We start from the raw sequence: 24,239 nt of genomic DNA, 5'->3' as shown, positions 1-24,239 counted from the left end.
AAATCATATGGATCATTTAGAAAAAGCGATTAAAGATTCAATTAAATATCTAAATTCAAAAGAAGCGAAGTTGAGTTTGGAAAGAGATGTATATTGGCCAAAATGGGATTCCCCGTGGTGGCATATCTTGCTTTTAAATGAATTAGGTTTGATACATCAAGTTCCAAAAAACATTATGTATCAACTCATTGAAAATATTCAAAGAAGCTTTCTACATTTTTTCCCAGTCACAGAAGAAGAAATGCCTAAAAAAACAGATCCATATCATCAATCATTATGTTTTTGCATGGCTGGTTCTTTATATCAAATGCTCTTTAATTATGGTATTCCTGTTGACTCTGAAATTCCTTGGTTAAGAGAATGGTTTACCAAATATCAATTACCTGATGGTGGATTTAATTGCAATGAGGACGCATATATCAAAGATCATCCGAAAAGTTCGATGACATCGACTTTACCGGTACTAGAAGCTTTATTATTAGCACAAGAAACCAAAGTTATCGATGACGAACTAAAAGCTTTATTTCTTGGGGCAGATTACGTTGTCAAACATAAACTTTTTAGGAAACTATCAAGCCAAGATGTTATGAATCCAAATTTTACTGAAATAAGATTCCCAAGATTTTATGAATATGATTATTTAAGAGGTTTCAAGTTCCTTTATGACTTTAGACAAAAATTTGGATACAGATTTCCTGACGTTATTACAGATGAAGTAGAAAAAATGGTTGAAAAACAAACTGTTGACGGTATTATAAAAACTAAGGGTATTCCATTTAAAGAAAAGAGCTATAATCCAACGTCAGAAGGCAAATGGGAGTTAGGTCCAGCATCATATTTTGAACTTCTGAATTTATTGCTAAAACCTAATAGCGAATCACAATTTTTGACTAATCAATGGAATGAAATTAAACCTAAATATTTAAAAGTAATTAAAGCTTATCAAAGTACAACAAACACACCTATCCTTATTAAAAGAGGTCATGAAGTTAAAGTCATTAAAAACGATTTAGAACATGGTTGGTTTTACTGTAAAACAGTTGATGGAAGAGAAGGTTGGGCACCTAGTAGAATACTTAAAGGTAGCATCGTTACTCAAAATTTTGATGGAACTGAGTTAACAGTTGAAGCAGATGAAGTCATCAAAGTCTATTATGAGGAAACCAACTGGTACTGGTCTAAGAATAAACAAGGTTTTGAAGGTTGGGTTCCTAAAGAACATGTAGAATCTATCTAAAACAAATACTTAAACCATTGAGAATCTCAAACTGAGGTTCTCTTATTATTAATGAACTATGATAAGATATAAATAGAAGTCATTCTATGGAGGCAATCATGCGTATTATAAGAGCATTTAAAACTTTGATTCAATATTATAAAAATATAATGCCTGTCTTTTTAATTGTCTTAATTTTAACAATGATTTTGTCAAATATATTACCATTGTTTGGGATGATTCTTTTATTACCATTAAAAATTAGTGTGGCATTTGTTATGTTAATTGCCTTAACAAAGCCGAATAGACTTACTTATATACCGTTACATATTGGTCTAAGAAGAACATATTATATTAATAATGTATTTTATATGACAATTCAACAAATCCTATATTTAACACCAGCTTTTATAGGTGCAATTATAGGTGCATATATATATAGATTTATTGAGTTGGAATCGCAAAGGGCTATAATTGTCATGAATTTGATTATATTTTCAATACCTTCAATAGTTATCTCATTAATGTTAGCAATGGTTCCTTTTTTACTTGCGGATCCTAAGTTCGATCAACGTAAAAAAAATCCACTTAGATATAGCGCATTCATATTAAAAGGCAGTTATATCAAGTTAGTATTTATGAGATTATTTTTCGTGCCATGGCTTTTGTGGTTTAGTTCAGGATTTATCGCAACCCTTTTAACACTTTATACAACAACTTTTGGTGGAGAGCCAATAATTCCAACATGGATATCATTATCATGGGTCTTAAGTTTGCCGCTTAAAGTCTTTTTAATAGATCCATGGTATCAAATGATGCATGCAGATCTATACGTCTCACTACGCTACAAATTCTCTCAATAATTTTTTAATTTAATTAAAACACTTTACTATTTTAAAATAACAGGTATAATGAATTTAGAACAACTTTAAGTTTAGTCCAGAGAGGCTAAAAAGGGTCATATTTAATTGTATCTATATATCTTAAACAACATACCCTTTTATGTCTTGGACAGAAAGGGTATTTTTTATGAAAAATTTGTTTCATTTAGGTAATCTTTCAGTACAAGAAATCATGTGTATTCTAGATCAAGCCAAAGAATTTAAACAAGGCATGGTCTATGAGGAATTAAAGGGGAAAAAGATTGCTAATCTCTTTTTTGAACCCTCAACTAGAACACAATACTCATTTATTGTAGCTGAAGAAAATTTAGGTATTCTACCAACGAATTTCAATGTTGAATCATCGTCAGTTAAAAAAGGTGAAAGTTTGTATGATACCGTAAAGACATTTGAGATGATTGGATATGATGGGATTGTGATTAGACATCCAGCAACAAACTACTACAAGGAGTTAGAAAATATCAATATTCCAATTATATCAGGTGGTGATGGTATCGGTAATCATCCTACACAAAGCTTGCTTGATTTAATGACTATTTCAGAAGAATTCAAAAAGTTTGAAGGACTAAAGATTGCATTTATTGGAGATATAATGCATTCAAGAGTTGCACATACAAACATTCATATTATGCGTAGATTAGGTATGGAGGTCTTTACATCAGGACCGTTTGAACTCGACGACTTTAGTAGCGATTATATCGACTATGAGACAGCTATTGAGACGATGGATATACTAATGTTCTTGCGAGTACAATATGAAAGACATGGTGTTGACGTTACGTTCTCTAAGGAAAAATATCATGAAAGCTATGGTTTAACTGAAGAACGTGTAAAGAAAATGAAACCCAACGCAATCATTATGCATCCAGCACCTTACAATCGTGGTGTTGAATTATCTGATTATTCGGTTGAGTGTGAAAAAAGTAGAATCATGAAGCAAATGCAAAATGGAGTATATATAAGAATGGCCGTATTAAAACGAGCCTTTGAAAAGGAGTAATTATGAAAACCATTTTTGATCAAAGTGTTATTGAAAGAACCATTCGCAGATTATCATACGAAATCATTGAAAAGAATAAGGATTTATCGCTTTTAACTTTTTTAGGTATACCGACAAGAGGTGTTACACTTGCAAAAAGAATTCAAAAAAACATAGAGCAAATTGAAGGTGTTCTAATTCCAGTAGAAATCTTGAATGTCAGTGGATATCGAGACGATGATAAAAAAACAGAGGAGAAAAACCTTCCAGATACTAACCTTGATAATCGTGTTTGTATACTTGTTGATGATGTTTTATTTACAGGTAGAACAGTAAGAGCAGCAATGGATGCTATTATCGATTTAGGTAGACCAAGTAAAGTCCACCTAGTTGTTTTAGTAGATCGAGGACATCGGGAGTTTCCAATACATGCAAATTATGTAGGAAAGAATCTTCCTACATCAATTTTAGAAAAAGTATATGTTCATTTTATGGAAGACGATGGAATCGAAGACGTTGTTTTAGGGTAATGATATGAGATTATTGCTAAAAAATGGCGAAGTCATTTACAAAGAAAAATTAAAACAAGACATTTTAATCGATGATGGCATGATTGTTGAAGTTGGAGAAAATATCATTGATTCAGATGCAAGCATCATTGATTGTGAAGGATATGTGATTTCTCCAGGATTTATTGATATGCATGTTCATTTAAGAGAACCTGGTTTTGAAGATAAAGAAACTGTGAAAACCGGTACTGCTGCAGCTGCAAAAGGTGGTTATACAACGATTTGTCCAATGCCTAACACAAATCCTGTTATGGACGATATCAATAAACTCATGAACTTCATGAAAATTGTCGAAAAGGATGCTATTGTTAATGTTTTACCATATGCTTCAATTAACAAAAATCTAAGAGATGATCATGATATTGTTGATATGGAAGGTATTCATCAGTACGTTGCTGGTTTTTCAAATGATGGTATTGGGGTTCAAAGTCCTAAACATATGTATCAAGCAATGCAAAAGGCAAATCTTTATGAAGCGATGATTGCTGCACATTGTGAAGATGAATCAATTTTATTTGGTGGATATGTCCATCAAGGTGTTAAAAGTAGAGAAAACGGATGGGAGAGCATGACATCTTTACCAGAAAGTTTACAAATCGCAAGAGATGTTTTGATCGCAGAAGAAACCGATTGTAGATATCATGTTTGTCATATTTCAACTAAAGAAGGCATTAGAATTGTCAAGGATGCGAAAAAAAGAGGACAAAAAGTGACATGTGAAGTGACTCCGCATCATTTATTACTAACGAGTTTAGATGTTGTTGATACAAATTTCAAAATGAATCCCCCACTTAGGGGCATAGATGATAAATATGCCTTAATTCAAGCATTACTAGAAGGAACAATTGATTGTATAGCAACTGATCATGCACCGCACTTAGAAAATGAGAAGAAAAGATCGATGAAAGAAGCACCTTTTGGAGTCGTTGGACTAGAGACAGCATTCCCGCTTATTTACACCCACTTTGTTAGAAGTAATATGGCATCCTTGGGACAAGCTATAGAATGGTTTTCTATTAATCCTGCAAAAATATTGAACTTAAATATGGGATATCTAGTCAAAGGTAGACAAGCGGATGTGACCATTTTAGATTTAAACACAAAGAAAGCTGTTGATAAGCATACATTTCTTTCAAAAGGAAAGAACACACCATTTCATGGTTTTGAATGTTATGGATGGCCAGTGATGACAATTGTTAAGGGAAAGGTTGTGTATCAAGATGGCAAATTTAATAGTAAAGAAGAATAATCAGATAGCTGAAAAAACATATGAATTGACTTTAAAAGGGGCGAACTATCATGAGCCAGGGCAGTTTATTAATATCCTAATCCCAGATGGCAAGCATTTTCTAAGAAGACCATTTTCAGTAGCAGATCAATGTGATGATGAAATTAAGATCATCTACAAAGTTTTTGGATCAGGGACCAAGGTTTTATCTAGTTTAAAACCAAACTGTGAAGTTGATTGCTTGCAAGAGTTAGGTCATGGATTTACGCATGTGACAACTCAAAAAGTTACACTTATTGGTGGAGGGATTGGCATTCCACCACTTTATTATTTAGCAAAAGAGTTATATGCTAAAGGCTACTCTATAGATATTGTCTTAGGATTTAACACAATCAATGAGATATTTTATATTAAGCAATTTGAAGAATATGGAAATGTTTATGTCACAACAGGTGATGGTAGTTATGGTATAAAAGGAACTGTCATGGATTGCCTAGAAACTTTAGATATTCATTATTATTATGCTGTTGGACCCACAGCAATGCTCAAAGCAATTGTTAAAAAATATAAAAATGGGCAAGTATCTTTAGAAGAGTATATGGGGTGTGGATTTGGAGCATGCATGGGATGTCCAATTGAAACAAAAAATGGAAGTCAACGTGTTTGCAAGGAAGGTCCAGTTTTTCCTTCGGAGGTACTCTTATGGAACGATTGAAAACTAAGCTGCCAGGCATGTCATTGGATAATCCTATTATGCCTGCTTCGGGTACATTTGGTTTTGGATTTGATTATGTTGATTATTATGATCTTAATATTTTAGGTTCTATCATTACCAAAGCTGTAACAGGAAATCAAAGATTTGGGAACCCAACTCCAAGAATTGCAGAAGTTTCATCGGGCATGTTAAATGCTATAGGACTTCAAAATCTTGGTGCTCAAAAATCGTTAAATGAATTTGCAAAACTAAATGAAATCTATCATAAAAAAGTCATTGCAAATGTTGCAGGAAGTAGTATTCAAGAATACGTTGATGTGATTAAACAATTAAATCATGTAGAAAATATTGGGGCATATGAAATCAACATCAGCTGTCCGAATGTTAAAGAAGGTGGTATCGCCTTTGGAAGTCGTATAGATTTAGCTGAAGAAGTTACTAGAGCATGTAAAAATGCATCAACAAAACCTGTATATATTAAATTAAGCCCTAATGTTACTGATATCGTTGCAATCGCAAAAGCTGTCGAAAAAGCTGGTGCTGATGCAATTTCATTAATCAACACTGTTGTAGGTATGAAAATCGATGTAAAAACAAGAAAACCGGTATTATCAAATCTTGTAGGAGGGTTATCAGGTCCTGCAATCAAACCGATTGCGATTCGAATGGTATATCAAGTCTATCAAGCAGTGAAGATCCCTATCATCGGTATGGGTGGAATTCAAGATGCGAAAGATGTTCTTGAGTTTTTACTTGCAGGAGCAAGTGCAGTATGTGTTGGTACAGCAAATTTAATTGATCCTAAACGTTGTCATACCATTATTAATGATTTAGAAAAAACTTTAGATGAATATGGTTTTGAAACCATAGCATCTTGTATAGGAGCCGCTCATGAAAAACGTAATCATAGCATGTGATTTTGAAAACAAACAAGAATTATACACTTTTTTATCTCATTTTCCATCTTATAAACCAATGTTAAAAATTGGAATGGAACTTTTCTATAGCGAAGGACCAGATTTGATTATAGCCTTGAAATCAGAAGGATATCCTATTTTTCTTGATTTAAAATTGCATGATATTCCAAATACTGTCCAAAAAGCAATGTCAAATTTAGGAAAACTTGATGTAGATATGATTAACTGTCATGCTGCTGGGGGTATAAAAATGATGCAAGCAGCAAAAAAAGGTTTGAATGATGTCCATTCAAAAGCTTTATTAATAGCTGTCACTCAATTGACTTCAATTGATGAAACTGAGTTAAGACAAGAACTGCTGATTGAAAAACCAATGAATGAAACAATAGTACATTATGCGAAAAATGCAAAAATAGCAGGATTAGATGGTGTCGTATGTTCTCCTTTAGAATCGAAAATTATTCATGAATCTTGCGGTGAAAACTTTTTAGCAATTACACCTGGTATCCGCTTAGAGGAAGAACAACAACATGATCAAAAAAGAGTTACTACACCAGCACTAGCGAAAACACTAGGGTCAGATTACATAGTCGTTGGTAGAAGTATTACTCAATCAAAAGATCCTTTAAAAGTGTATTTGAAAATGATGGAGACATTCTTATGAAAAAAGAAGTTGCACAAGCACTATTAGACATTCAAGCAGTTTTCTTAAGTCCTGAAAAACCTTTTACTTGGTCAAGTGGAATCAAAAGTCCTATTTATTGTGATAACAGATTAGTTTTATCGTATCCAGAAATAAGAAAAACGATTGAAAAAGAATTAGCATCTTTAATTTTGAAACACTTTCCAAATGTTGAAGTTATTATGGGTACAGCAACAGCAGGAATTGCTCATGCTGCAATTATAGCGGATATCCTAAATTTACCAATGGGATATGTGAGAAGCGTTCCTAAGGATCATGGTAGAACAAACGCGATTGAAGGTAAAGTTGAAGAGAATCAGAAAGTTGTTGTTATTGAGGATCTTATTTCAACTGGTGGAAGTGTTGTTAATGTAGTTGAAACCTTAAGATTAGCAAAAACTGATGTATTAGGTGTGATTTCAATATTTACATATCATTTAAAAGAAGCATCTGATCACTTCGAGAAACATCAAATTCGTCATATATCTTTGTCTGATTTTAATACACTTATAGATCTCGCATTAGAATCCAATCTGATTAATGAAAATGAATATCAAAAATGCCTAGCATTTCAAAAAAATCCTAAACTTAATGATTGGATGAATCTTTAAGAATATGTGAAAAATTTTATAATTTGATTGTTATGTCTATTTCTATAAATTGATACTATGACATGTCAGTAAAAGCCTATAGACATGTCATACTTCTTTTTAATGATGTGAAATATATGTGGTTTTAAGCGTTTTGGTATACTTAGGTTTTCATGTAATAACATATGTAACGACACATGTTTATCATTTATGATATAATATGAAAGAATTTAGAAAAATAGGAGTATAGATGATGAAGAAGAAACATTATATTATGATTGCAACAAGCGTGTTAATGATGTTACTTATGGGCACCGTTTACTCATATAGCGTTTTTAGAGTACATATTGAGACTCTTTTTGATGTTGGAACGCTGCAAAGTGGATTACCTTATATGACCTCGCTCGCATTTTATGCACTTGGGGTTATGGTCACTGGAAGACTTATGAAACCATCAAGATTAAGAGGTTTTGTAGTGATTGGAACGATATTGATTGCCTTAGGATGGTTTATATCAGGAATTGCACCATCATTAGGTGTTCTGATTTTCTCATATGGTGTACTTATTGGATCAGGTGTAGGTATCGTTTATGGAATACCTATTTACATTGCCCAAAAACAATTTCCTGAAAAGAGTGGTTTAATTACTGGAATTATACTTTTGGGGTTTGGGATGTCACCATTGATTACTGCACCACTCGTCAAAGTACTTATTGACTTATTAACAATTCAACCAGCATTTATCGTCTTTGGAGCAATCTTTTTAGTGATACAACTTCCGATATCGTTTATTTATGATACGAGTATTGATGAAGAAGTAGCAACTTCAAAAGTAGAAATAAAGCATTATGGTATTAAACCATTTAAGAGTATATATATACTTTTTGTAATCGCATCTACAATCGGTTTAATGATGATTGGATTATCTTATCAAATTGGTGTCGTTTATTATGAGTTTAATGTCCTTGAAGTGACAGCATCGTTATCTTTCTTTGCCATTATGAATGGAATTGCTAGACCGATATTTGGTAGATTGATGGATAAAAAAGGGTTTGTATTTAGTGTAAGGCTTAGTTTAATGCTGATAGGCATCGCATCGGTTATTGGCATATTGAATCAAGGCAATTCATTAATTTTATTCATTATGTCATTTTCATTATTTTGGTTTAACTTAGGTGCATGGTTAGCGATTGTGCCAGCAGCTGTTAAGTCATTTTATGGTATGAAATTATATAGTAGAGTCTATGGTGTTATGTTTACAGGTTATGGTGTTGGAGCTATTATAGGAACAGTCGTATCAGGAATGATTATGGATCTATTAAGATGGACAACAAATCTTTATATGTTAGTCTTGGTATTAATAGGTATATCATTTGTAATTGCTAGTTTGATACATCGTCAAGTTCGTATCAGTCAGATGTATATTGCAAAGCAAACACAAGGCATGGTTGAAGAGGTTTAAAAATATAAATGAATAAACAACAAAAAACGGCTCACAAACTGAACCGTTTTTTCTTTTTTACAACTAAATAGTTTTCCTCATATTTGACCATGAACGAACAATATTAAAACCTTCTTTTTCATAAATATTTCGAGCTGGATTATTGTTGCCAGTAAATAAAGACATATAGTGAGCACCCAAATTTTTGAGTTCCATACATAATACAGAAAATAATGCTTTACCAATACCTAATCCTCGATAATCAGAATGTATACCTATCCCTGCAAAATATCCTCTTAGATTCGATTCAACCTTAAGTGGTCCAGTAAAACCAATGAATTTATCATGATGTAGAGCAATCAAAATAGGTTCATGTTGCTTGATTCCTCTTGTTATTTCAACACTCCAATTCTCGTTATTCAAGTTATTAAATAACTCATCAAAGCCAATGTGCTTACTTGAATCATAAAATGTAACTGAAATATGTTTTTCTCCTAGAGACTCAAAAACTTGCTCAATATGACGACTATATGTGTAACCTAATATATTTTGGTAATAGCTATTTTGTTTAGCATACTCGATATAGCCATGATGCTTAAAGAAGTGGTAGCCAGATGAGTTTTCATCAATACCTGGAGCATTTGGATGAATATGAGACATTGTGTTAGGAATAATCCATTCAAGGTGTATTGGATTGAAAAACACGATATCAATGGACTGAATGAAAGGATACTTTGTCTTTATATAATCTTCAAAATGGTTCAACAAAACAGAAGCAATTCCTTTTCTTCTATGGTCTTGGTCAACTAAAACAGTAGAAATATATGCTTTTTGTTTATCTAGATCAATAGAACCACTTATAAAACCATAAATGATTTGATGTTCTGTGTAAAGATATGTTTTAATCTCAATATTTAAATCGCTTTTTAAAAATTTAGACGAAAAAGAATCTTGATCTAAAGACTTATAAATCATTGATTCTCTTTTTATACTGTTATTCCAAAAGGTTAATGCATTGGTTAAATCATCTTGATTGATTTCTCGTATTGTCATTAAATGACCTCCTTAAAAAAACTATCATCTCATGATCGATATATAAATGATTGCGATGATAATAGGTGTTACAACTGAAGCGATGTCTACCCAAGTTATTTTAACAGAGCGACGCATAATAAAATAACCAATAAAACCAGCTGCTGCTATGATTGCAATAGCAATAAATGATGTGCTATAGAAAAAAGTATATGTGCTTGCTGAAATAAACAATAGATTTAGAGGGATTAAGGATTTATAACCAATTTTACTTAAGCTTAGTCTTCCAATATTTTCAGATTTTTCTGTACGTATCGATTGGTAACTTAATATAAAACCAAAAATAGATAAAGTAACAAAAATGAGTGAATTGATGAAAACATGAGGTATTTCTAGACTGTGTGTGATAGGAACAGAACCACCTATATCAGGCCTTGAGATGTATAAAAGATTGTATGTGAGTTGACTTATCGAATAGAAGGGATTGAACATAAAGGCATGAGTAAAGCCAAGCATTCTTATCTGTGTACTCGCTAAAAATGTTGACAAAAAAAGGAAAGCTGTGTGGAAAATGATTATAAAAGCAATCCCATCAACAAGTGTATTAGCTTTTAGGAATAAATATGAAGTTAATCCATATAATACTGCAATATAAAAAATAGTGACCAAGTAAAGTAACAAAAGATATCCAGTTAAAAAGCTACCATCCGTTAGGATAGAAAAAGCTATAAGACCTATAAAATACATAGTTGTCCAAATAAACAATAGTTGAATAAACCCAAAGAAAAGCTGTGTAAGAAGTAGTTGTTGTCTTGAAACAGGTAGACTATAATAAAGATCAACATCTTTCGAATTTCTAAAAATGTATAATCTAAAAATAGTAACAATCGGAATCAGTATCATTATAAAAACAAGCGCTGATGCAAAAACGTCAGGTGTGCGAAAAGTTGGTCTTCCAGGGATGAGTTCATGATAATAACGATATGTATTCATCAATACTGAAATAAGGAAAATGAGTGTAGGAATTAAAGCCATAACTAGAGTTTGTAGCCACTTATTTTTAATTAAGTATATGAGATATAATTTCATTTTGAGCCACCACCTTGGTAAACCATAAAATATTCTTCAAAATTGATAGGTAGTTCATCAATAACATGATAATCCTTAGCATCTATCGTATTTTCAAGTGATGAATGTTCACCTTCAATAACAACCGTTAATACACGACCCTCTTGTTGCTGAAATAAGATTTTTAAAGAGCTTGTAGTTAATTGATAGGGTAAGATATCTTTTAATATAATTCGGTATTTCTTAAGTCGCGATAATTCATCACTCAAATGGCCAAATCGCTTAAAGCGACCCTCATCTATGATGCCAAAAGAATCACAGATATCCTCGAGTTCTCGTAGAGAATGACTTGTTAATATAAATATTTTATCGGCTTGATTTTCTTCAATCATCAGTTGCTTAAACTTAAGTCGTGCAATTGGATCTAAGCCATCAAATACTTCATCAAGTAACAAATATTTAGCATTGGATGCAAATGCTATTGCAATATAAGCTTGTCTTCTCATCCCTTTAGATATATGACTTAATGACATATTTTCTGATAGGTTAAATAGTGACAAGATCGACAAATATTTAGCATTATCAAATGGATAAAAGACATGATACAGATTTCTTAAGTCTTTGATAGTCATCCCGTGTGAATGAATTGGTTGGTCTGATAAAAAGAAGATATTTTTTTTAACATCTTGATTTTCATCTAGTGATTGTTGATCTATTTTGATTACACCATATTCTGGAATCAACACACCAGATAAAAGTTTTAGGAAAGTAGATTTACCAGCACCATTGACCCCAACTAAGCCAAAAATAGTCCCTGGTTCAAGCTCTAAATTCATGTTATTTATGACATCCAATTTTCCAAACGATTTGTTTAAATTTTTGACATTAATCATTTTTTTTACCCCCAAGTAAAGCTTTTATGTGTTTGATGATTTCATCATTATTATGATTTTCTTTAAGTTTGTTAATCATTGGATCAAGGATGGACAGTTCAGACGTTGGTTTGGATTGAAATGATTTAACATAAGCACCTTTTTTAGGTATGATTTCAATGAGACCATCAGTTTCTAAAAGTTGGTAGCTTTTCATGACTGTATTGGGATTAACACCTAAATCCATAGCAATTTTTCTAACGCTTGGTAAAGCTTCACCTTCTAAATAAGCTCCTGTTTCAATCAGGTGCTGAATATCATTTTTTATACGTAGGTATAGATCTATTTTTTCATTCATATAATCCTCCCCATCTGTATTAACTGTATTATTTAGATTTATTATATCATAGAAGTTAAAAGATACAATACTTTTTTAAATGAATAATGCTATATGGTTAAATCTAACTTTTCAGTGTGATATAATTTAAAAAAAGAGGTTTATATCGAATCTTGTTAAAAAAGAAGGGTTGCTATATGGATAAGCATGTTGGAACAGTAAAAAACATTGATGAGTATATTGCACAATTTCCAAATGATGTTCAGCATAAACTGCACAAAATTAGAAAAGTGGTACAGGATGCTGCACCAAATGCTACAGAAAAGATCAGTTATCAAATACCAACATTTGATTTATTTGGGAACTTAGTGCATTTTGGTGCATTTAAAAATCATATAGGATTTTATCCTACACCAAGTGGAATAACTTCATTTCAAGAAGAATTGGAACCATATGTGCGAGCAAAAGGATCCGTTATTTTTCCTTACGATAAACCTATTCCATATGAATTAATCGAAAAAATTGTTAAAGCGCGTGTGGAAGAAAATATGCTAAAGAATAAAAAGTATAATCGAAAAAATAGATGAAATAGGAAACGTTTTAAACATATGTGATAAGGAAGTGAGTCTGTGAAATCACTACAATATTCAATAGTAATTAATGCACCAAAAGAAAAAGTATGGAAAACACTTTGGGATGACGAGACATTCCGTATTTGGGCAAATATAATAGATGAAGGTACATATATCAAAGGTGAACTGCAGGAAGGAAATGAAGTTCAGTTCATATCATCAGTCAATGGATATGGAGTTACAGATTATATAGATAAACTCATTCCTAATCAGTTTATTTCATTTAAACATGCTGCAGATACAAAAGAAACCGGAAAAAGAGGTAGAGAAAAAGAGTGGACAGGTGGAACTGAGAGTTACACACTTATGGAAGAAGATGGTGTTACTAGATTGATACTTAATACCGATGTACCAGAAATTCATAGAGATACTTTTAATGAAAGGTTGCCTGAAGCACTAAAACAAATAAAAATTCTAGCAGAAAAACATAGTGAATAGAAAAAAACGGCCCAATAGAGGCGTTATATCTATAAAAAATTGCACTTTGATATAATAAAAGTATAAACGATATTTTCTTAGCTAATCAGGCTTACAAGAAAATATACCACCAAAATAAATGAACAGTCTTCTATCAAGTAGACTGTGTTTATTTTTGACCAGCACTGATGAACCGAAAAAATTAGACATTTAATATAATTTGCTAAAAAACCATATTCAATGATTTGTTATTCGAGTTATCTAAAATTGATTGTCTAGATATCAAAACATTTCCTTAAAGTGAACCTGAAATAAAACCAATTTTATGAGTCGATATTATTCTTCACCTCAATTACATTGAAAGTGTGATTCACTTCAGTGGCTGATCCAATCAATCCTTTACCTACTTCAATGACTAAAACTCTTCGATCATATGGGTAACCTACTAGTTCATCATAAAGCACATCAATGACTAAATCTATCTTATTTTCGCTATTCTTACTAAGGCTTCCAATCGTAAAGTTTTCTTGTGTATCTCCCCATCCAAAACTTATAATAATCATTGAATACATATCAAAATATGATTTTGTGATATTTGATGCTTCAAATGAAACCAGCAATCCTTGCTCGAGATTTATTAAAAACATATCATAGGTGTGAATAACTAAAGTATATTCATTATTATGGTTCTCAGTATATTCATAGTGAAGTAGACTATAAGTTTGAGGTAGAGATTGCTTTAGATCTTCATCAACTATAATAATTTGCTCGATATTATTTGAACTCAATAGAGAGCATCCGAAAAGCATTAATGCTGAAAGTAGAAAGATTAATAGAATTAAAAATTGTTTCATAATCAACAATCTCCCTCCTTGATATTTTACATATGAAGGATTTTTACTCTTTGTATCTATTAAACTATGCTAAAACCAATTTGTATTTAAGTAAAGTTCTTGTTTATCTTCTTTTTATCATTTTTATATTATATTGTCAATAAGTTGTAAATCGAAAATGAAGAAATAACAAATACTGTCATCACTAGTTACGACAACTGGGAAGATTGGTTTTGGAAAGGTATGCAGATTAAACAGTGGTTTGTGAACCATATGCATAGAAAACAGAAAGTTCTAATGACCATGCCAACAAAAAAACAGTAAGTGACGTTAAAGAGAGATTTACAATTAAAAGGTGTTTCCCATACACATAATTTGGCATATATTCAAACAACAGTAGTTGCTCATCTCATGTTGAAACTATCGCAATGCTTTCTTTAAAAACAGCCTAACAAAGCCATTTAATAATAGATATCAAAGGTGATTCTACATATCAAAGTGTAAATATTGCCTTTTTTTTATTTTTTGGCCATTGCGGGAACATCTCACTCTCATTGTGGGAACATATTTTTTGTTCAAATAGATTGAAAATGATAGTCGAGGTTTGTTTGGGTAAACATGTATTACTACTTTTTTTGACACTAAAAAATCATTATAATCTCTCTATTGAGGCCACAAGTGTTCTTTATGTTCTCACATTCAATGGTATAGGGTTTATCCACTAAATAGCAGGCTATTTATTTTTTAAAAAATATAAACTTATAGCATCATTTATAGTAAAGTTAGTATAGAGGTTATCAAAAACAGTGATAAAGTCCATAATGACAAGCCATTTTTTTACGTGAATCTGATTCAAATTTTGTGTTGCAAAAAAATAGATAAACATATATAATGTAAATAAAGATTGATTCGATGGGGGAAACATCATCACTTGACATAAAAATATCCATAAATTATGATCAGTCAAAAAAGGATACTGATGAAAAGGATTATTTTATTTTTTCTGTTATTCACATGTATTGGCTTTTTATCTCAAATGAATTCTAGCGCTTCAGAGCTCATAAGTAGTGAGATGATAGAATTACGCACTGCGAATTCAAAAACATTTCAGACAGATGATGGTAGCGGAAAAATGGTATTATATAATCATGATGTTCACTTTTTTGAAAATGGTAAGTATAATGACATTGATATGTCTCTGGTTAAGAATAAGAATAAGAATACTTATCAAACTAAAAATTCGAATTATCAAGTTAGTCTTCCTGAAACACTTGCTAAAGGAAACTTGATTGAAGTTCAACATCAAGACTCAAGTATTAAGTTTTATTACCCAAATAGTATAGAGTCTAATTTTTCTGTATCGAATGACTTAGGGTCTAAAGGGATAGAAAAAGCTCAAAGCCAATTGACATACAACAATATTAAGAGTAATACTGATTTAGTACTAGATTTATCACCTACACAGTTAAAAGAAAGTTTTGTCTTAAGTGAATATGTAGAGGATTTCAAAGTTGACTATTATTTAATTTTGAATAATTTGTCAATGGTATCTCTCGAAGACGCATCTTTAATCTTCATTAATCCTCAAGGTGAAATCATTTTTGAATTTGAGCCTTACTTCATGTTTGATAGTAATGAAGTCTATTCTGACGATGTCACTGTAACCTTTGAAGAAGTCTTTAAAGGATTTTATCGTTTCCAAGTTAAACCGAATCAAAAATGGCTGATGGATTCAGATAGAGAATATCCTGTTATTATTGATCCAATTGTTAATTTCAAAATGAATACAACAAATCAATTCATGAGAGATAAATATTGTTATGTGGGTTCAGCCTCTTGTACAGATAATTCTTACTTCCGTGTGCAGTATGATGACCTTTATTTTGTAGAACCACAAACTGAAACATTAGTTTTTAGTTTAATTGAATTGAACGCAAAAGACATATATGATAACATAATGAGTATATATAATAATTCCAGTTATACTTCGATAGATGATATCAAGTTAAAACTACATATTAAGGAAAACCAAACTCCAACAAGTGGTATTTTAGTTCAAGATATATCAGATCCATTAAGTTATGATTCAATGAATGGAATATCAGATTATGATTACCTAGATATTGACGTATTATCTGGTTCTGGTTCATTCTATGAATTCAACATTGATAATGAAATTTACAAACATAACATGTTAGAAGAAAGCCTCACTTTGAGATTATATCCTAGACAGCCATTCGTTAGATATTCTACAAGATTTTATGCGAGTAATTATTCCAGTAGTACATATCAACCTTCAATAGAAATCAATCTAGGTGAATGGTATGTCCCTGATACTCGAACATATCTCAATTGTTATGCATTTGCCCTAGGTATAAATGCTAATATTAGTCCAGGATATTTTTCTGGCACTCAAGATTCAACATACACTCATGTTGAAACTATACGTGAGAGAGTAGAAAATGATTTAGATTATCTAGGTATCGATTATCGGAGACTTTCAAGTTATGATGAAACTATAGACGCTAATGAATATATAATTGGGATGCGAACAGGGTATAATCCATCCTCATGGTTTGGTAGTGATTACCATTTTATTAGAAGAAATTTTAATGAAGGTTGGTTTGACAAATTTACCATGACACCATCTAGTTTTTTTGCACCACAACGTGTAAATCCAGTTCATGTAATATGGTGTCTGCAAAATCCACCAGGGCAAGAGCCATATGATGTTTATTATGGAGATATTTTGTATCTTGCTATAAAAATTCAAACATAGGAGGAATGACGATGAAATCATTAAATGCTACCATATGTATATTTTTTGCACTAATAATGGTGCTGATTTTAATATCTTGCCAGGATAATAAAGTAGTTACAACTGAAGGGGTTGTCTTTGAGAAAATCGAAGGTAAAGACGAATATACAATTGTTGGGTATACTGGTACTTCAGAAAACATCGTCATTGCAGAAACACATAATGGTTTACCAGTGACTAGAGTTGATGCTCATGCATTTAGGAATTTAGATTTAGAAATTGAATCTATTACTCTTCCGGACTCAATTCTTGAACTAGAGCGATTTAGTCTGGAATCATTGAAATTAACTCAGTTTAGGATACCTAAAAACTTAAAATATTTCGCCCCAGCTTTTGGTCGTTATAAGGAAACGAGTTTTATTATCCCGGCAGACCACACATATTTAATGGAAAGAACAATTAATGGATATTTATCAATTATAACAAAAGATCAATCAGAACTGATTTATGTATATAATACAAGAAATTATGATGCTGTTTATAGAATACCTGATTACATTACAATAATAGGACACTCTGCATTCATGTATACAACTTTTTCTTCAATTATTCTTTCAAACTCTATTGAAACAATTGAATCAGGGGCATTCTTTGAGACTAAATCAACTTATATAAACATTCCACAGTCTGTCGAAATCATAGGAGAAGCAGCATATTACAAATCAAATCCACCAACTGAACTCATATTGCCAGCAAATCTTAATGTTTTAGAAGCTAACGTCTTTTCCGACTCTAATATTGAATCGATTATATTGCCTTCCAACCTATCATATTTGCACTATTCAGCATTCAGTAACTCACTAAATGCATCAAACAATTATAATAAAATCAACTCCATAAAATTTGCAAGTTTTAAACTAAGTGAAGAGAATCTAGTCGATTTTACAAACCTATTTGTTTATTTCACATTTCGGTATGGGTATCAAAACACGTCTCCAATTCAAATAGTTCTTCCTCAAAATATGACAGAATCCGCTGAACTCCAATATGCAATTGAAACATCATTGGATATTGCCAAATCTATTCATAATGATTTTCCAGAAATTACATTTGAGTTTATTAATTCGAATGATTGAGCGAATTCAGCAGTACTTCAAACACTTCTCTTTGTTAAGCCATTTTTATAGTGGTGCGTAAAAATAGGGGTAAGAGTGCGTAAAATCTCGCTAGGGGTGCGTAACTTTTCTATAGGGTGCGCAATTGTATAAAAATAGGTGATTTTACTGAACTTGATCAAGCAGTTGGTACGTATTCGCTTGACTATAATTACCCCATTCAGAGCCCAAACATTTCTATTAATAATGTAACAGAAAATTCGATAACATTTAGAGTCTTTAATCCGATAGATAATGTTGGACCGCTTAAACTTTTAATGGATATATCTGATTCTACACCTAATTTAAATGTTGGTGTGGTTGAAACAGGTGATTTTATAGATTATACTTTTCATAACTTATATCCAAATACAGATTATACATTTTTTGCTAAGTTTGAAGATGATAGAAACGGTTTATCTAGCTACACTGTTTATATAGATGTAACAACCAATACAAGATTCCATGAAAAACCTAAAATAGATATTTTATCGAAGGGATACACATATGTTAATTTCTTAGTTACCAATGTTAGCAGTTCCACCGATGCATTAATGTTGTTTGCTGAGTTAAACGATTCCTCACCAGACATCTATATAACTTCTTTATATAGTCAAGACTCTTATATTGTGTCGTTCAATGGTTTGGAATCTGGTGCCTTTTACACTTTTTATGCCGTATTTAAGGATGATAACGATAATGATCTTACGAGTGTTTCATCACTAACAATCAAGACATTAGGTGGCAGTTGTTAAGTTGGAAATGAGGTTTCAATCTATATTTTAATATAGATTGAAATGCATTGTTGACAATCCTAAAAGAAAGAAAATATATTTTAAATCAAATACATATATATATTGTAGTGCAAAACTGAAAAGAGGTAGAGATTATGGAGATTATATCATCTATCATTAAATATAGTTTACTAGGACTAATTTTAATACCATTAATGTTAATCCACCAAAAAGTGTTATATAAAGAAGAAAAACAGGTGAATTGGAAAGTAGTTTTCATTGTTTACATTGTCATGGTTGCTATTTTTGTTTTAAATGATATTTTTGATTTTGTTGATTTACCAAATTAAATTTTCAATTTATAATGGTTCAAATTATAAAGAGCTAAATCATCTGGATCAGGTGATTTAACTTTTTTTATTCCATAGAATGAGTTTATTTTTTCTAGCTTGTGAAAAATTCATAGGATTCTTATATGACTACTTCTTAAAATTTTGCATTTGCAGATACAATACTATTGGACTGACTCTTGCACTTTTGTAACTTGTCAAAACTCAAACTATTATTAATTCTTAAATGGCAGTATATCTTTATTAATACTATACATGGTTCTATTTCTTAATCTTGTGAGTCTCTTAATATCATTTTTTGAACTGATACCAAAAACCTGTACTTAGTGTAAACTAGGATATATGCAGGAGGTATCTAATGAAAGATAAGAAGAAAAAGAATAGACTATGGAGCGGAGAATTCAAACTTAAAGTGGTTTTAGATATCATTGAAAATGAACTTTCTTATAGTCAAGCAGCACGAAAATACGATATGTATTTAACATCAGGGAGTTTAAATGATACATTGCCTGCGAGATGGGTATATCAGTATAGGCTCTATGGGAAAGAGCGTTTTTTTCAAACACCTAAAGACTATCGTAAGAATCCAGTTAGACAGTTCCATAAACCATCTAAAGAGGTAGAACAAGATTTAGAATTGAAAGTCAAACATCTAGAAATGGAACTTGAATATACAAAAAAACTTATCGCCTTAGTTCAAAAACAGGAACGAACAAACAAAAATACCAAGTAGTCAAAGAATTAAGGCGAAAATATGCATTAAAAGATCTACTTGAGATATCTGGTCTGCCTAGGTCTGTTTATTACTATTATGAACACCACAAAGAGACTGATAAATATCATGATATCAAGATACTGATATCAGAAATATTTGAAGCGAGTAATCGTACATATGGCTATAGACGTATTAAACTCGCTCTTCAGAACTTCTATCAGATTAAAATAGCATATAAGACTGTTGTAAAGCTCATGAAAGAGCTACATATCGTTTGTAAGGTAAGAAAAAAGAGATATCGCTATATCTCTCAAATATCCAATAAAATTACACCAAACCTACTCAAAAGAGACTTTAAGAAGGATGATCCTAATATCGCATGGGTCACAGATGTATCGGAATTTAGATTTAATCGTAAACGTTTATATTTATCGGTCATTCAAGATCTTTATAATGGTGAGGTCAAAGGTTATCAAATCTCTAGAAGTCAAAACCAGGATTTGATTCTTAGAACACTTAAGAAGGCAATCAATTCAAATGAGGATTTATCGAAGCTACTCATTCATTCTGATCAAGGTATTCTATATCAATCCCCTAAATATCGTAACTACCTAAAAAAATCATCATTTGTGCAATCTATGAGTGCTAAAGGTAACGCTTATGATAATGCAGTGGTTGAAAGCTTCTTCGGAACACTTAAGTGTGAAACAATCTATTTACAAAAGGTTAAATCATTAGCAGATTTGATTCGAACAATCGATGAATATATCTATTGGTATAATCACGAAAGAATTAAGTTGACATTAGGAGGATATTCTCCTATACAATATAGACTCATGAATCAATAAATGATACAATAACTACAAAGAACATAAAGTACAAGAAAATGGTATCAATTCAGTTGTGTGGCTTTTATTATTTAAGGTTTGGTTTTATATTAACCTCACTTAAACAACTTGGTTTTAAATACTCTCATATATAAAATCATAAATGATCAGAGATAATTTAATCCAATATCAAAAAAGCGCTTTCATCAGTATATTTTTTGTGCTAATATATAATATATAGACACAATTTTTGGGAGGAAATATGTATCACATTTATGGATTAAATTATAATCAAGGTAGATTTAGTATCGAGTGTTTACTGGATTATCCTATTGAAAGTAAATTTCAAGCAAAGATGAAGTACAAAAAAGTAATAAAATTGTCAGCACAAGGGATGGGGGCAGGGTTATTTGATGCATCTAAAGGTGTTTGGATTGGCACATGCAATAATGGAGAAAATACCCCTAAGATGACTAAATATTTAAATGAGAAAAGATTCGGTCCATCTTTAGACAAAACATATTATGTAGCTAATCTTCCAATCTAGGGGATTTTTAGCATAGATAAGTGTGGTTTCAAATCACCAAGCACTTATATTTTGTTAATCAAAGAAACACGGACACGAGTATACCTACATTACAAAAATTAAGGAATTGTGTTGATTAAAGGAGACATAAAATATGGTTAGGGAGTTTCGGGGAAATAGGTTTAGTTTTGATGACATTGTTGGAGATACAGTTGTCATAGTTCATGCGAGAGATGTGAATCTCCCTTGTAGAGAATTACTTGCTTTGATTGAAGATGTTTCGAAAGAATTTTCAAGTGTTGATTTTGTAAAAGTATCTTATCGTGAACATAGATACTTAGAAAATGAAGTGGGTTTAACTGGATTACCAACAGTAGTGCTATTTAAGAATAGCCGACCAGTTGATAGTTTTGTTGGGGTTCCTTCCAAATCTGAGCTTAAATCACAGCTGAGAATATATTATTGATTTAATTTCAAGATTTTTGTTTTACATAAGAATTTATTAAATTGCCTAATATAACTAGTATTATTGATAAAAATACATTGGAGGTTATTAAAAACAATGATTGATATAAGTTGGAAACAAAGTTTACAAAATGCTATAAAAAATACAAGTAAAAATCTTATGCAGTTTGATGAGGTATTATCTTATTCACCCGCCTATTATATATCTTCCTATGAATGTCCAATATGCTATAATTCAGTCCTATATAAAATGAGGGTTAGAGGAGCAAATACTGTATTCAAAGGACAGACATATAGTTTATTCAATTTATTTACTTGCCCAGAGTGTAAAGTGATTTATGCGTCTATCACAGAAACTAATCTCAATAATTTTACCAATTTACCACTTAGTTCATTTGCTCTCCTAAGTGAAAAATATAGCACTATTCGTGAGTATAAAAATGTTCTTGATTATACTGTAAGATTTCAACAAGGTTAAAAGACCAGATCGAAAATAAAACGAAAAGTGAGTAGTATTCAATTTGTGTGCTAGAAGATTTTTTTAGAAAGAGGTAATGTATCGATGGTAGACGTTAACAAGATTAAGGCAAAAGCAAAAAATGGTGATATTGAATCGCAGTTTTATCTTGGTAAATATTACGGTGATGAAAGATTTCGTGATGATAAAGAGGCTTTTTATTGGCTAAAACTTGCTGCCGATCAAGGTCATCAAGTATCACAGATGTTTGTTGGCTATAGTTATGAAATAGGCGAGGGTGTTAATCAAAACACTAAACTAGCTATAAAATATTACAAAATGGCCGCTTTACAAAATTTTCTTTCGGGTTTTTTCGAATATGGACAAGCAAGAGGAAAAGATTTTTCAACAGTATCACCGGACATGTTTTATAAAACCACAAATGCTGATGTAGCAAACACGGCTTATCAAGCTTCGATGAAGTATTTTAATGCCGCTTTCTTACCAGCAAGTTTACCACAAGGTGACTTTGAATATCGACGCTTTAAAGATTTGTTTGATCAAGCAATTAATGATTATTAGAGGGCAAAAATGATAAATTTAAAATTTCAATATCAAGATTCAACAATAGCTCATCGAGATGATAGAAATAAGGACTCATTAAGTTCTTCTGAAAGAATGGCTAAATTGATGCCGGGATTTAGAGATCCATTAAAACTCCCTGAGTCTACAATGCTCGTCGGATTCAATATATTTCGCGCACTGAAGAAGAATGTTCCAGGTTTTATCAAAGGCATGGATTCTAAATGGGGCGAATATGGCTATGGTTTCTCAAAAAACGGAATGATGATCAAGTTGTTTGAATCAGGTCAACCCGTTCTGCACACATGTTCAATAAACGTGCTAGAAGAATTTGAAATTCAAGCTTTTGGAACAACTGAGGAGAAACTATCGCAAATAGATTTTGAAAAATGGAATGATGCACTCATGTATGGTGTTGATGCCGTAATATATATATAAGATAAATTAGTGTAGTAAAAAACATGTATAGGAGATAATAAAATGGGAGATTACTATAAAAAGACATATGGGAATAGATTGATTTACAATAAGAAAGAACTAGAAAATGATTTAAAGAAAGCATTCCAGTTATTTTTGTTTGAGTATTATTTGATTGTAGAAATTAATAACAACAAAATAAGTGTTACACATAATATCTCTGCAAGGGACAGTGAAGTTTTAGCATGGGTAACCCAGGTTTTAAATCAAGGTGGGTTTGGAAACGATCATTTGGGAAGCAAACAAACCATAATTGTGCAAATTTCTTGGCGTGATAGTAATACAATTGGAATTGATCACCCAGAGGGGCTAAAGGGTTATACAAGAGATAAGTTAAGGGAAATATTCAATAAGAATAGTCTGAGTGAAGGGTTTTATGCTAGATAGGGTGCTAAAATATTAGTAGGGTGCTAAAATATTAGTAGGGTGCTAAATTGTATTAGCACCGGTTACCTTAGACAGTCCAGTAAAGGGGATTTAAACCCTATTGATTATTTTTGTTGTGAAAAAATCAACGATGGTGTTTCAACTAGATGACTTCAATGTAACAACTCAAAAATATGTTACTTTGGTATTTTAGCCACCTGTCTAACCATGTAAGGGGAAACATATTTTAGTCGATTTTGATGTTACTTTAATACACACAAGGTTGATTTTGCAAGCAATATGGTTTTTTCAACGCATGTAGAGTCTATTGTGTTGCTTTCTCTAAAATAGCACTTGTCATATACTTGACACATACTTGACAACACTATATTTTTAGT

At 31.5% G+C, this 24,239-nt stretch carries 29 protein-coding genes; 24 read left to right on the top strand and 5 right to left on the bottom strand.

What is annotated here, in order from left to right:
• The 10 genes from QJ521_RS00965 to QJ521_RS00920 all read left to right on the top strand — a co-directional run.
• Positions 1-1,237, top strand: a 1,237-nt coding sequence (locus QJ521_RS00965) for an SH3 domain-containing protein (protein ID WP_282838527.1), incomplete at its 5' end; no start/stop codon positions are given.
• A gap of 98 nt (positions 1,238-1,335) precedes the next feature.
• Positions 1,336-2,079, top strand: coding sequence for a hypothetical protein (locus QJ521_RS00960; protein ID WP_282838526.1), 744 nt, complete (start codon positions 1,336-1,338; stop codon positions 2,077-2,079).
• 166 nt (positions 2,080-2,245) lie between these two features.
• Positions 2,246-3,118, top strand: coding sequence for an aspartate carbamoyltransferase catalytic subunit (locus QJ521_RS00955; RefSeq protein ID WP_282838525.1), 873 nt, complete (start codon positions 2,246-2,248; stop codon positions 3,116-3,118).
• 2 nt (positions 3,119-3,120) lie between these two features.
• The gene (gene pyrR, locus QJ521_RS00950) at positions 3,121-3,627 is read left to right on the top strand and encodes a bifunctional pyr operon transcriptional regulator/uracil phosphoribosyltransferase PyrR (RefSeq protein WP_282838524.1); all 507 of its coding nucleotides are present in this window, start codon (positions 3,121-3,123) and stop codon (positions 3,625-3,627) included.
• A 4-nt stretch (positions 3,628-3,631) separates the two neighbouring features.
• Positions 3,632-4,915, top strand: coding sequence for a dihydroorotase (gene pyrC, locus QJ521_RS00945; RefSeq protein WP_282838523.1), 1,284 nt, complete (start codon positions 3,632-3,634; stop codon positions 4,913-4,915).
• Entirely contained in the window at positions 4,887-5,609 is a 723-nt protein-coding gene (locus QJ521_RS00940; RefSeq protein WP_282838522.1) for a dihydroorotate dehydrogenase electron transfer subunit, read from the top strand. Before pyrC ends, QJ521_RS00940 begins: the two co-directional genes overlap by 29 nt.
• On the top strand, positions 5,597-6,526 hold the full coding sequence (locus QJ521_RS00935) for a dihydroorotate dehydrogenase (RefSeq protein WP_282838521.1): 930 nt from the start codon (positions 5,597-5,599) through the stop codon (positions 6,524-6,526). Before QJ521_RS00940 ends, QJ521_RS00935 begins: the two co-directional genes overlap by 13 nt.
• Positions 6,501-7,190 (top strand): orotidine-5'-phosphate decarboxylase, encoded by a 690-nt coding sequence (pyrF, locus tag QJ521_RS00930; protein ID WP_282838519.1) that lies wholly within the window; start codon positions 6,501-6,503, stop codon positions 7,188-7,190. Before QJ521_RS00935 ends, pyrF begins: the two co-directional genes overlap by 26 nt.
• A complete protein-coding gene (pyrE, locus tag QJ521_RS00925; RefSeq protein WP_282838518.1) occupies positions 7,187-7,819 on the top strand; it encodes an orotate phosphoribosyltransferase in 633 nt (210 codons plus the stop codon). Before pyrF ends, pyrE begins: the two co-directional genes overlap by 4 nt.
• 232 nt (positions 7,820-8,051) lie before the next feature.
• Positions 8,052-9,260 carry an MFS transporter gene (locus tag QJ521_RS00920; RefSeq protein ID WP_282838517.1) on the top strand — a complete coding sequence of 403 codons (1,209 nt, stop codon included), beginning with the start codon at positions 8,052-8,054 and terminating at the stop codon, positions 9,258-9,260.
• Positions 9,261-9,323: 63 nt separating this feature from the next.
• On the opposite strand, the gene QJ521_RS00915 is transcribed toward QJ521_RS00920, so the two are convergent.
• The 4 genes from QJ521_RS00915 to QJ521_RS00900 are packed head-to-tail and all read right to left on the bottom strand — an operon-like array spanning position 9,324 to position 12,569.
• Positions 9,324-10,292 carry a GNAT family N-acetyltransferase gene (locus tag QJ521_RS00915; protein ID WP_282838516.1) on the bottom strand — a complete coding sequence of 323 codons (969 nt, stop codon included), beginning with the start codon at positions 10,290-10,292 and terminating at the stop codon, positions 9,324-9,326.
• A gap of 24 nt (positions 10,293-10,316) precedes the next feature.
• Positions 10,317-11,360 (bottom strand): hypothetical protein, encoded by a 1,044-nt coding sequence (locus QJ521_RS00910; RefSeq protein ID WP_282838515.1) that lies wholly within the window; start codon positions 11,358-11,360, stop codon positions 10,317-10,319.
• A complete protein-coding gene (locus QJ521_RS00905) occupies positions 11,357-12,232 on the bottom strand; it encodes an ATP-binding cassette domain-containing protein (protein WP_282838514.1) in 876 nt (291 codons plus the stop codon). Before QJ521_RS00905 ends, QJ521_RS00910 begins: the two co-directional genes overlap by 4 nt.
• A complete protein-coding gene (locus QJ521_RS00900) occupies positions 12,225-12,569 on the bottom strand; it encodes a GntR family transcriptional regulator (protein WP_282838513.1) in 345 nt (114 codons plus the stop codon). Before QJ521_RS00900 ends, QJ521_RS00905 begins: the two co-directional genes overlap by 8 nt.
• Before the next feature lie 176 nt (positions 12,570-12,745).
• On the opposite strand from QJ521_RS00900, the gene QJ521_RS00895 reads away from it, so the two are divergent.
• On the top strand, positions 12,746-13,135 hold the full coding sequence (locus QJ521_RS00895) for an iron chaperone (RefSeq protein WP_282838512.1): 390 nt from the start codon (positions 12,746-12,748) through the stop codon (positions 13,133-13,135).
• A 42-nt stretch (positions 13,136-13,177) separates the two neighbouring features.
• On the top strand, positions 13,178-13,618 hold the full coding sequence (locus QJ521_RS00890; protein ID WP_282838511.1) for an SRPBCC domain-containing protein: 441 nt from the start codon (positions 13,178-13,180) through the stop codon (positions 13,616-13,618).
• Positions 13,619-13,920: 302 nt separating this feature from the next.
• Here the strand turns inward: QJ521_RS00890 and QJ521_RS00885 are convergent, their stop codons facing one another.
• The gene (locus tag QJ521_RS00885; protein WP_282838509.1) at positions 13,921-14,451 is read right to left on the bottom strand and encodes a hypothetical protein; all 531 of its coding nucleotides are present in this window, start codon (positions 14,449-14,451) and stop codon (positions 13,921-13,923) included.
• A gap of 1,051 nt (positions 14,452-15,502) precedes the next feature.
• Between QJ521_RS00885 and QJ521_RS00880 the strand changes: the two genes are divergently transcribed.
• The 12 genes from QJ521_RS00880 to QJ521_RS00825 all read left to right on the top strand — a co-directional run bounded on the left by QJ521_RS00880 (position 15,503) and on the right by QJ521_RS00825 (position 23,862).
• Positions 15,503-17,209, top strand: a complete 1,707-nt coding sequence (locus QJ521_RS00880) for a hypothetical protein (RefSeq protein WP_282838507.1) — start codon at positions 15,503-15,505, stop codon at positions 17,207-17,209.
• Positions 17,210-17,220: 11 nt separating this feature from the next.
• Entirely contained in the window at positions 17,221-18,324 is a 1,104-nt protein-coding gene (locus QJ521_RS00875; RefSeq protein ID WP_282838505.1) for a leucine-rich repeat domain-containing protein, read from the top strand.
• 116 nt (positions 18,325-18,440) lie between these two features.
• Entirely contained in the window at positions 18,441-19,097 is a 657-nt protein-coding gene (locus tag QJ521_RS00870; protein ID WP_282838503.1) for a hypothetical protein, read from the top strand.
• A gap of 134 nt (positions 19,098-19,231) precedes the next feature.
• Positions 19,232-19,426: a hypothetical protein gene (locus QJ521_RS00865; RefSeq protein WP_282838502.1), complete on the top strand. Its 195-nt coding sequence runs from the start codon at positions 19,232-19,234 to the stop codon at positions 19,424-19,426.
• Positions 19,427-19,784: 358 nt separating this feature from the next.
• The gene (locus QJ521_RS00860; RefSeq protein ID WP_282838501.1) at positions 19,785-20,159 is read left to right on the top strand and encodes a transposase; all 375 of its coding nucleotides are present in this window, start codon (positions 19,785-19,787) and stop codon (positions 20,157-20,159) included.
• A complete protein-coding gene (locus tag QJ521_RS00855) occupies positions 20,096-20,989 on the top strand; it encodes an IS3 family transposase (RefSeq protein WP_282838531.1) in 894 nt (297 codons plus the stop codon). Before QJ521_RS00860 ends, QJ521_RS00855 begins: the two co-directional genes overlap by 64 nt.
• Positions 20,990-21,230: 241 nt before the next feature.
• The gene (locus QJ521_RS00850) at positions 21,231-21,515 is read left to right on the top strand and encodes a hypothetical protein (protein WP_282838500.1); all 285 of its coding nucleotides are present in this window, start codon (positions 21,231-21,233) and stop codon (positions 21,513-21,515) included.
• Between the two features lie 133 nt (positions 21,516-21,648).
• Positions 21,649-21,960: a thioredoxin family protein gene (locus QJ521_RS00845; RefSeq protein ID WP_282838498.1), complete on the top strand. Its 312-nt coding sequence runs from the start codon at positions 21,649-21,651 to the stop codon at positions 21,958-21,960.
• Positions 21,961-22,056: 96 nt separating this feature from the next.
• Positions 22,057-22,437: a hypothetical protein gene (locus QJ521_RS00840; protein ID WP_282838497.1), complete on the top strand. Its 381-nt coding sequence runs from the start codon at positions 22,057-22,059 to the stop codon at positions 22,435-22,437.
• Positions 22,438-22,521: 84 nt separating this feature from the next.
• Positions 22,522-22,998 carry a tetratricopeptide repeat protein gene (locus tag QJ521_RS00835; protein ID WP_282838496.1) on the top strand — a complete coding sequence of 159 codons (477 nt, stop codon included), beginning with the start codon at positions 22,522-22,524 and terminating at the stop codon, positions 22,996-22,998.
• Positions 22,999-23,007: 9 nt separating this feature from the next.
• The gene (locus QJ521_RS00830) at positions 23,008-23,436 is read left to right on the top strand and encodes a hypothetical protein (RefSeq protein ID WP_282838495.1); all 429 of its coding nucleotides are present in this window, start codon (positions 23,008-23,010) and stop codon (positions 23,434-23,436) included.
• A gap of 42 nt (positions 23,437-23,478) precedes the next feature.
• The gene (locus QJ521_RS00825; RefSeq protein WP_282838494.1) at positions 23,479-23,862 is read left to right on the top strand and encodes a hypothetical protein; all 384 of its coding nucleotides are present in this window, start codon (positions 23,479-23,481) and stop codon (positions 23,860-23,862) included.
• Positions 23,863-24,239 lie beyond the last annotated feature (377 nt).

This window comes from Peloplasma aerotolerans (assembly GCF_030012175.1).
In the GTDB taxonomy this organism is placed as follows: Bacteria; Bacillota_I; Bacilli_A; order Acholeplasmatales; family Acholeplasmataceae; genus Peloplasma; species Peloplasma aerotolerans.
Note: the sequence above shows the minus strand (reverse complement) of the source record. Positions and strands in the feature narration are given on the sequence as shown.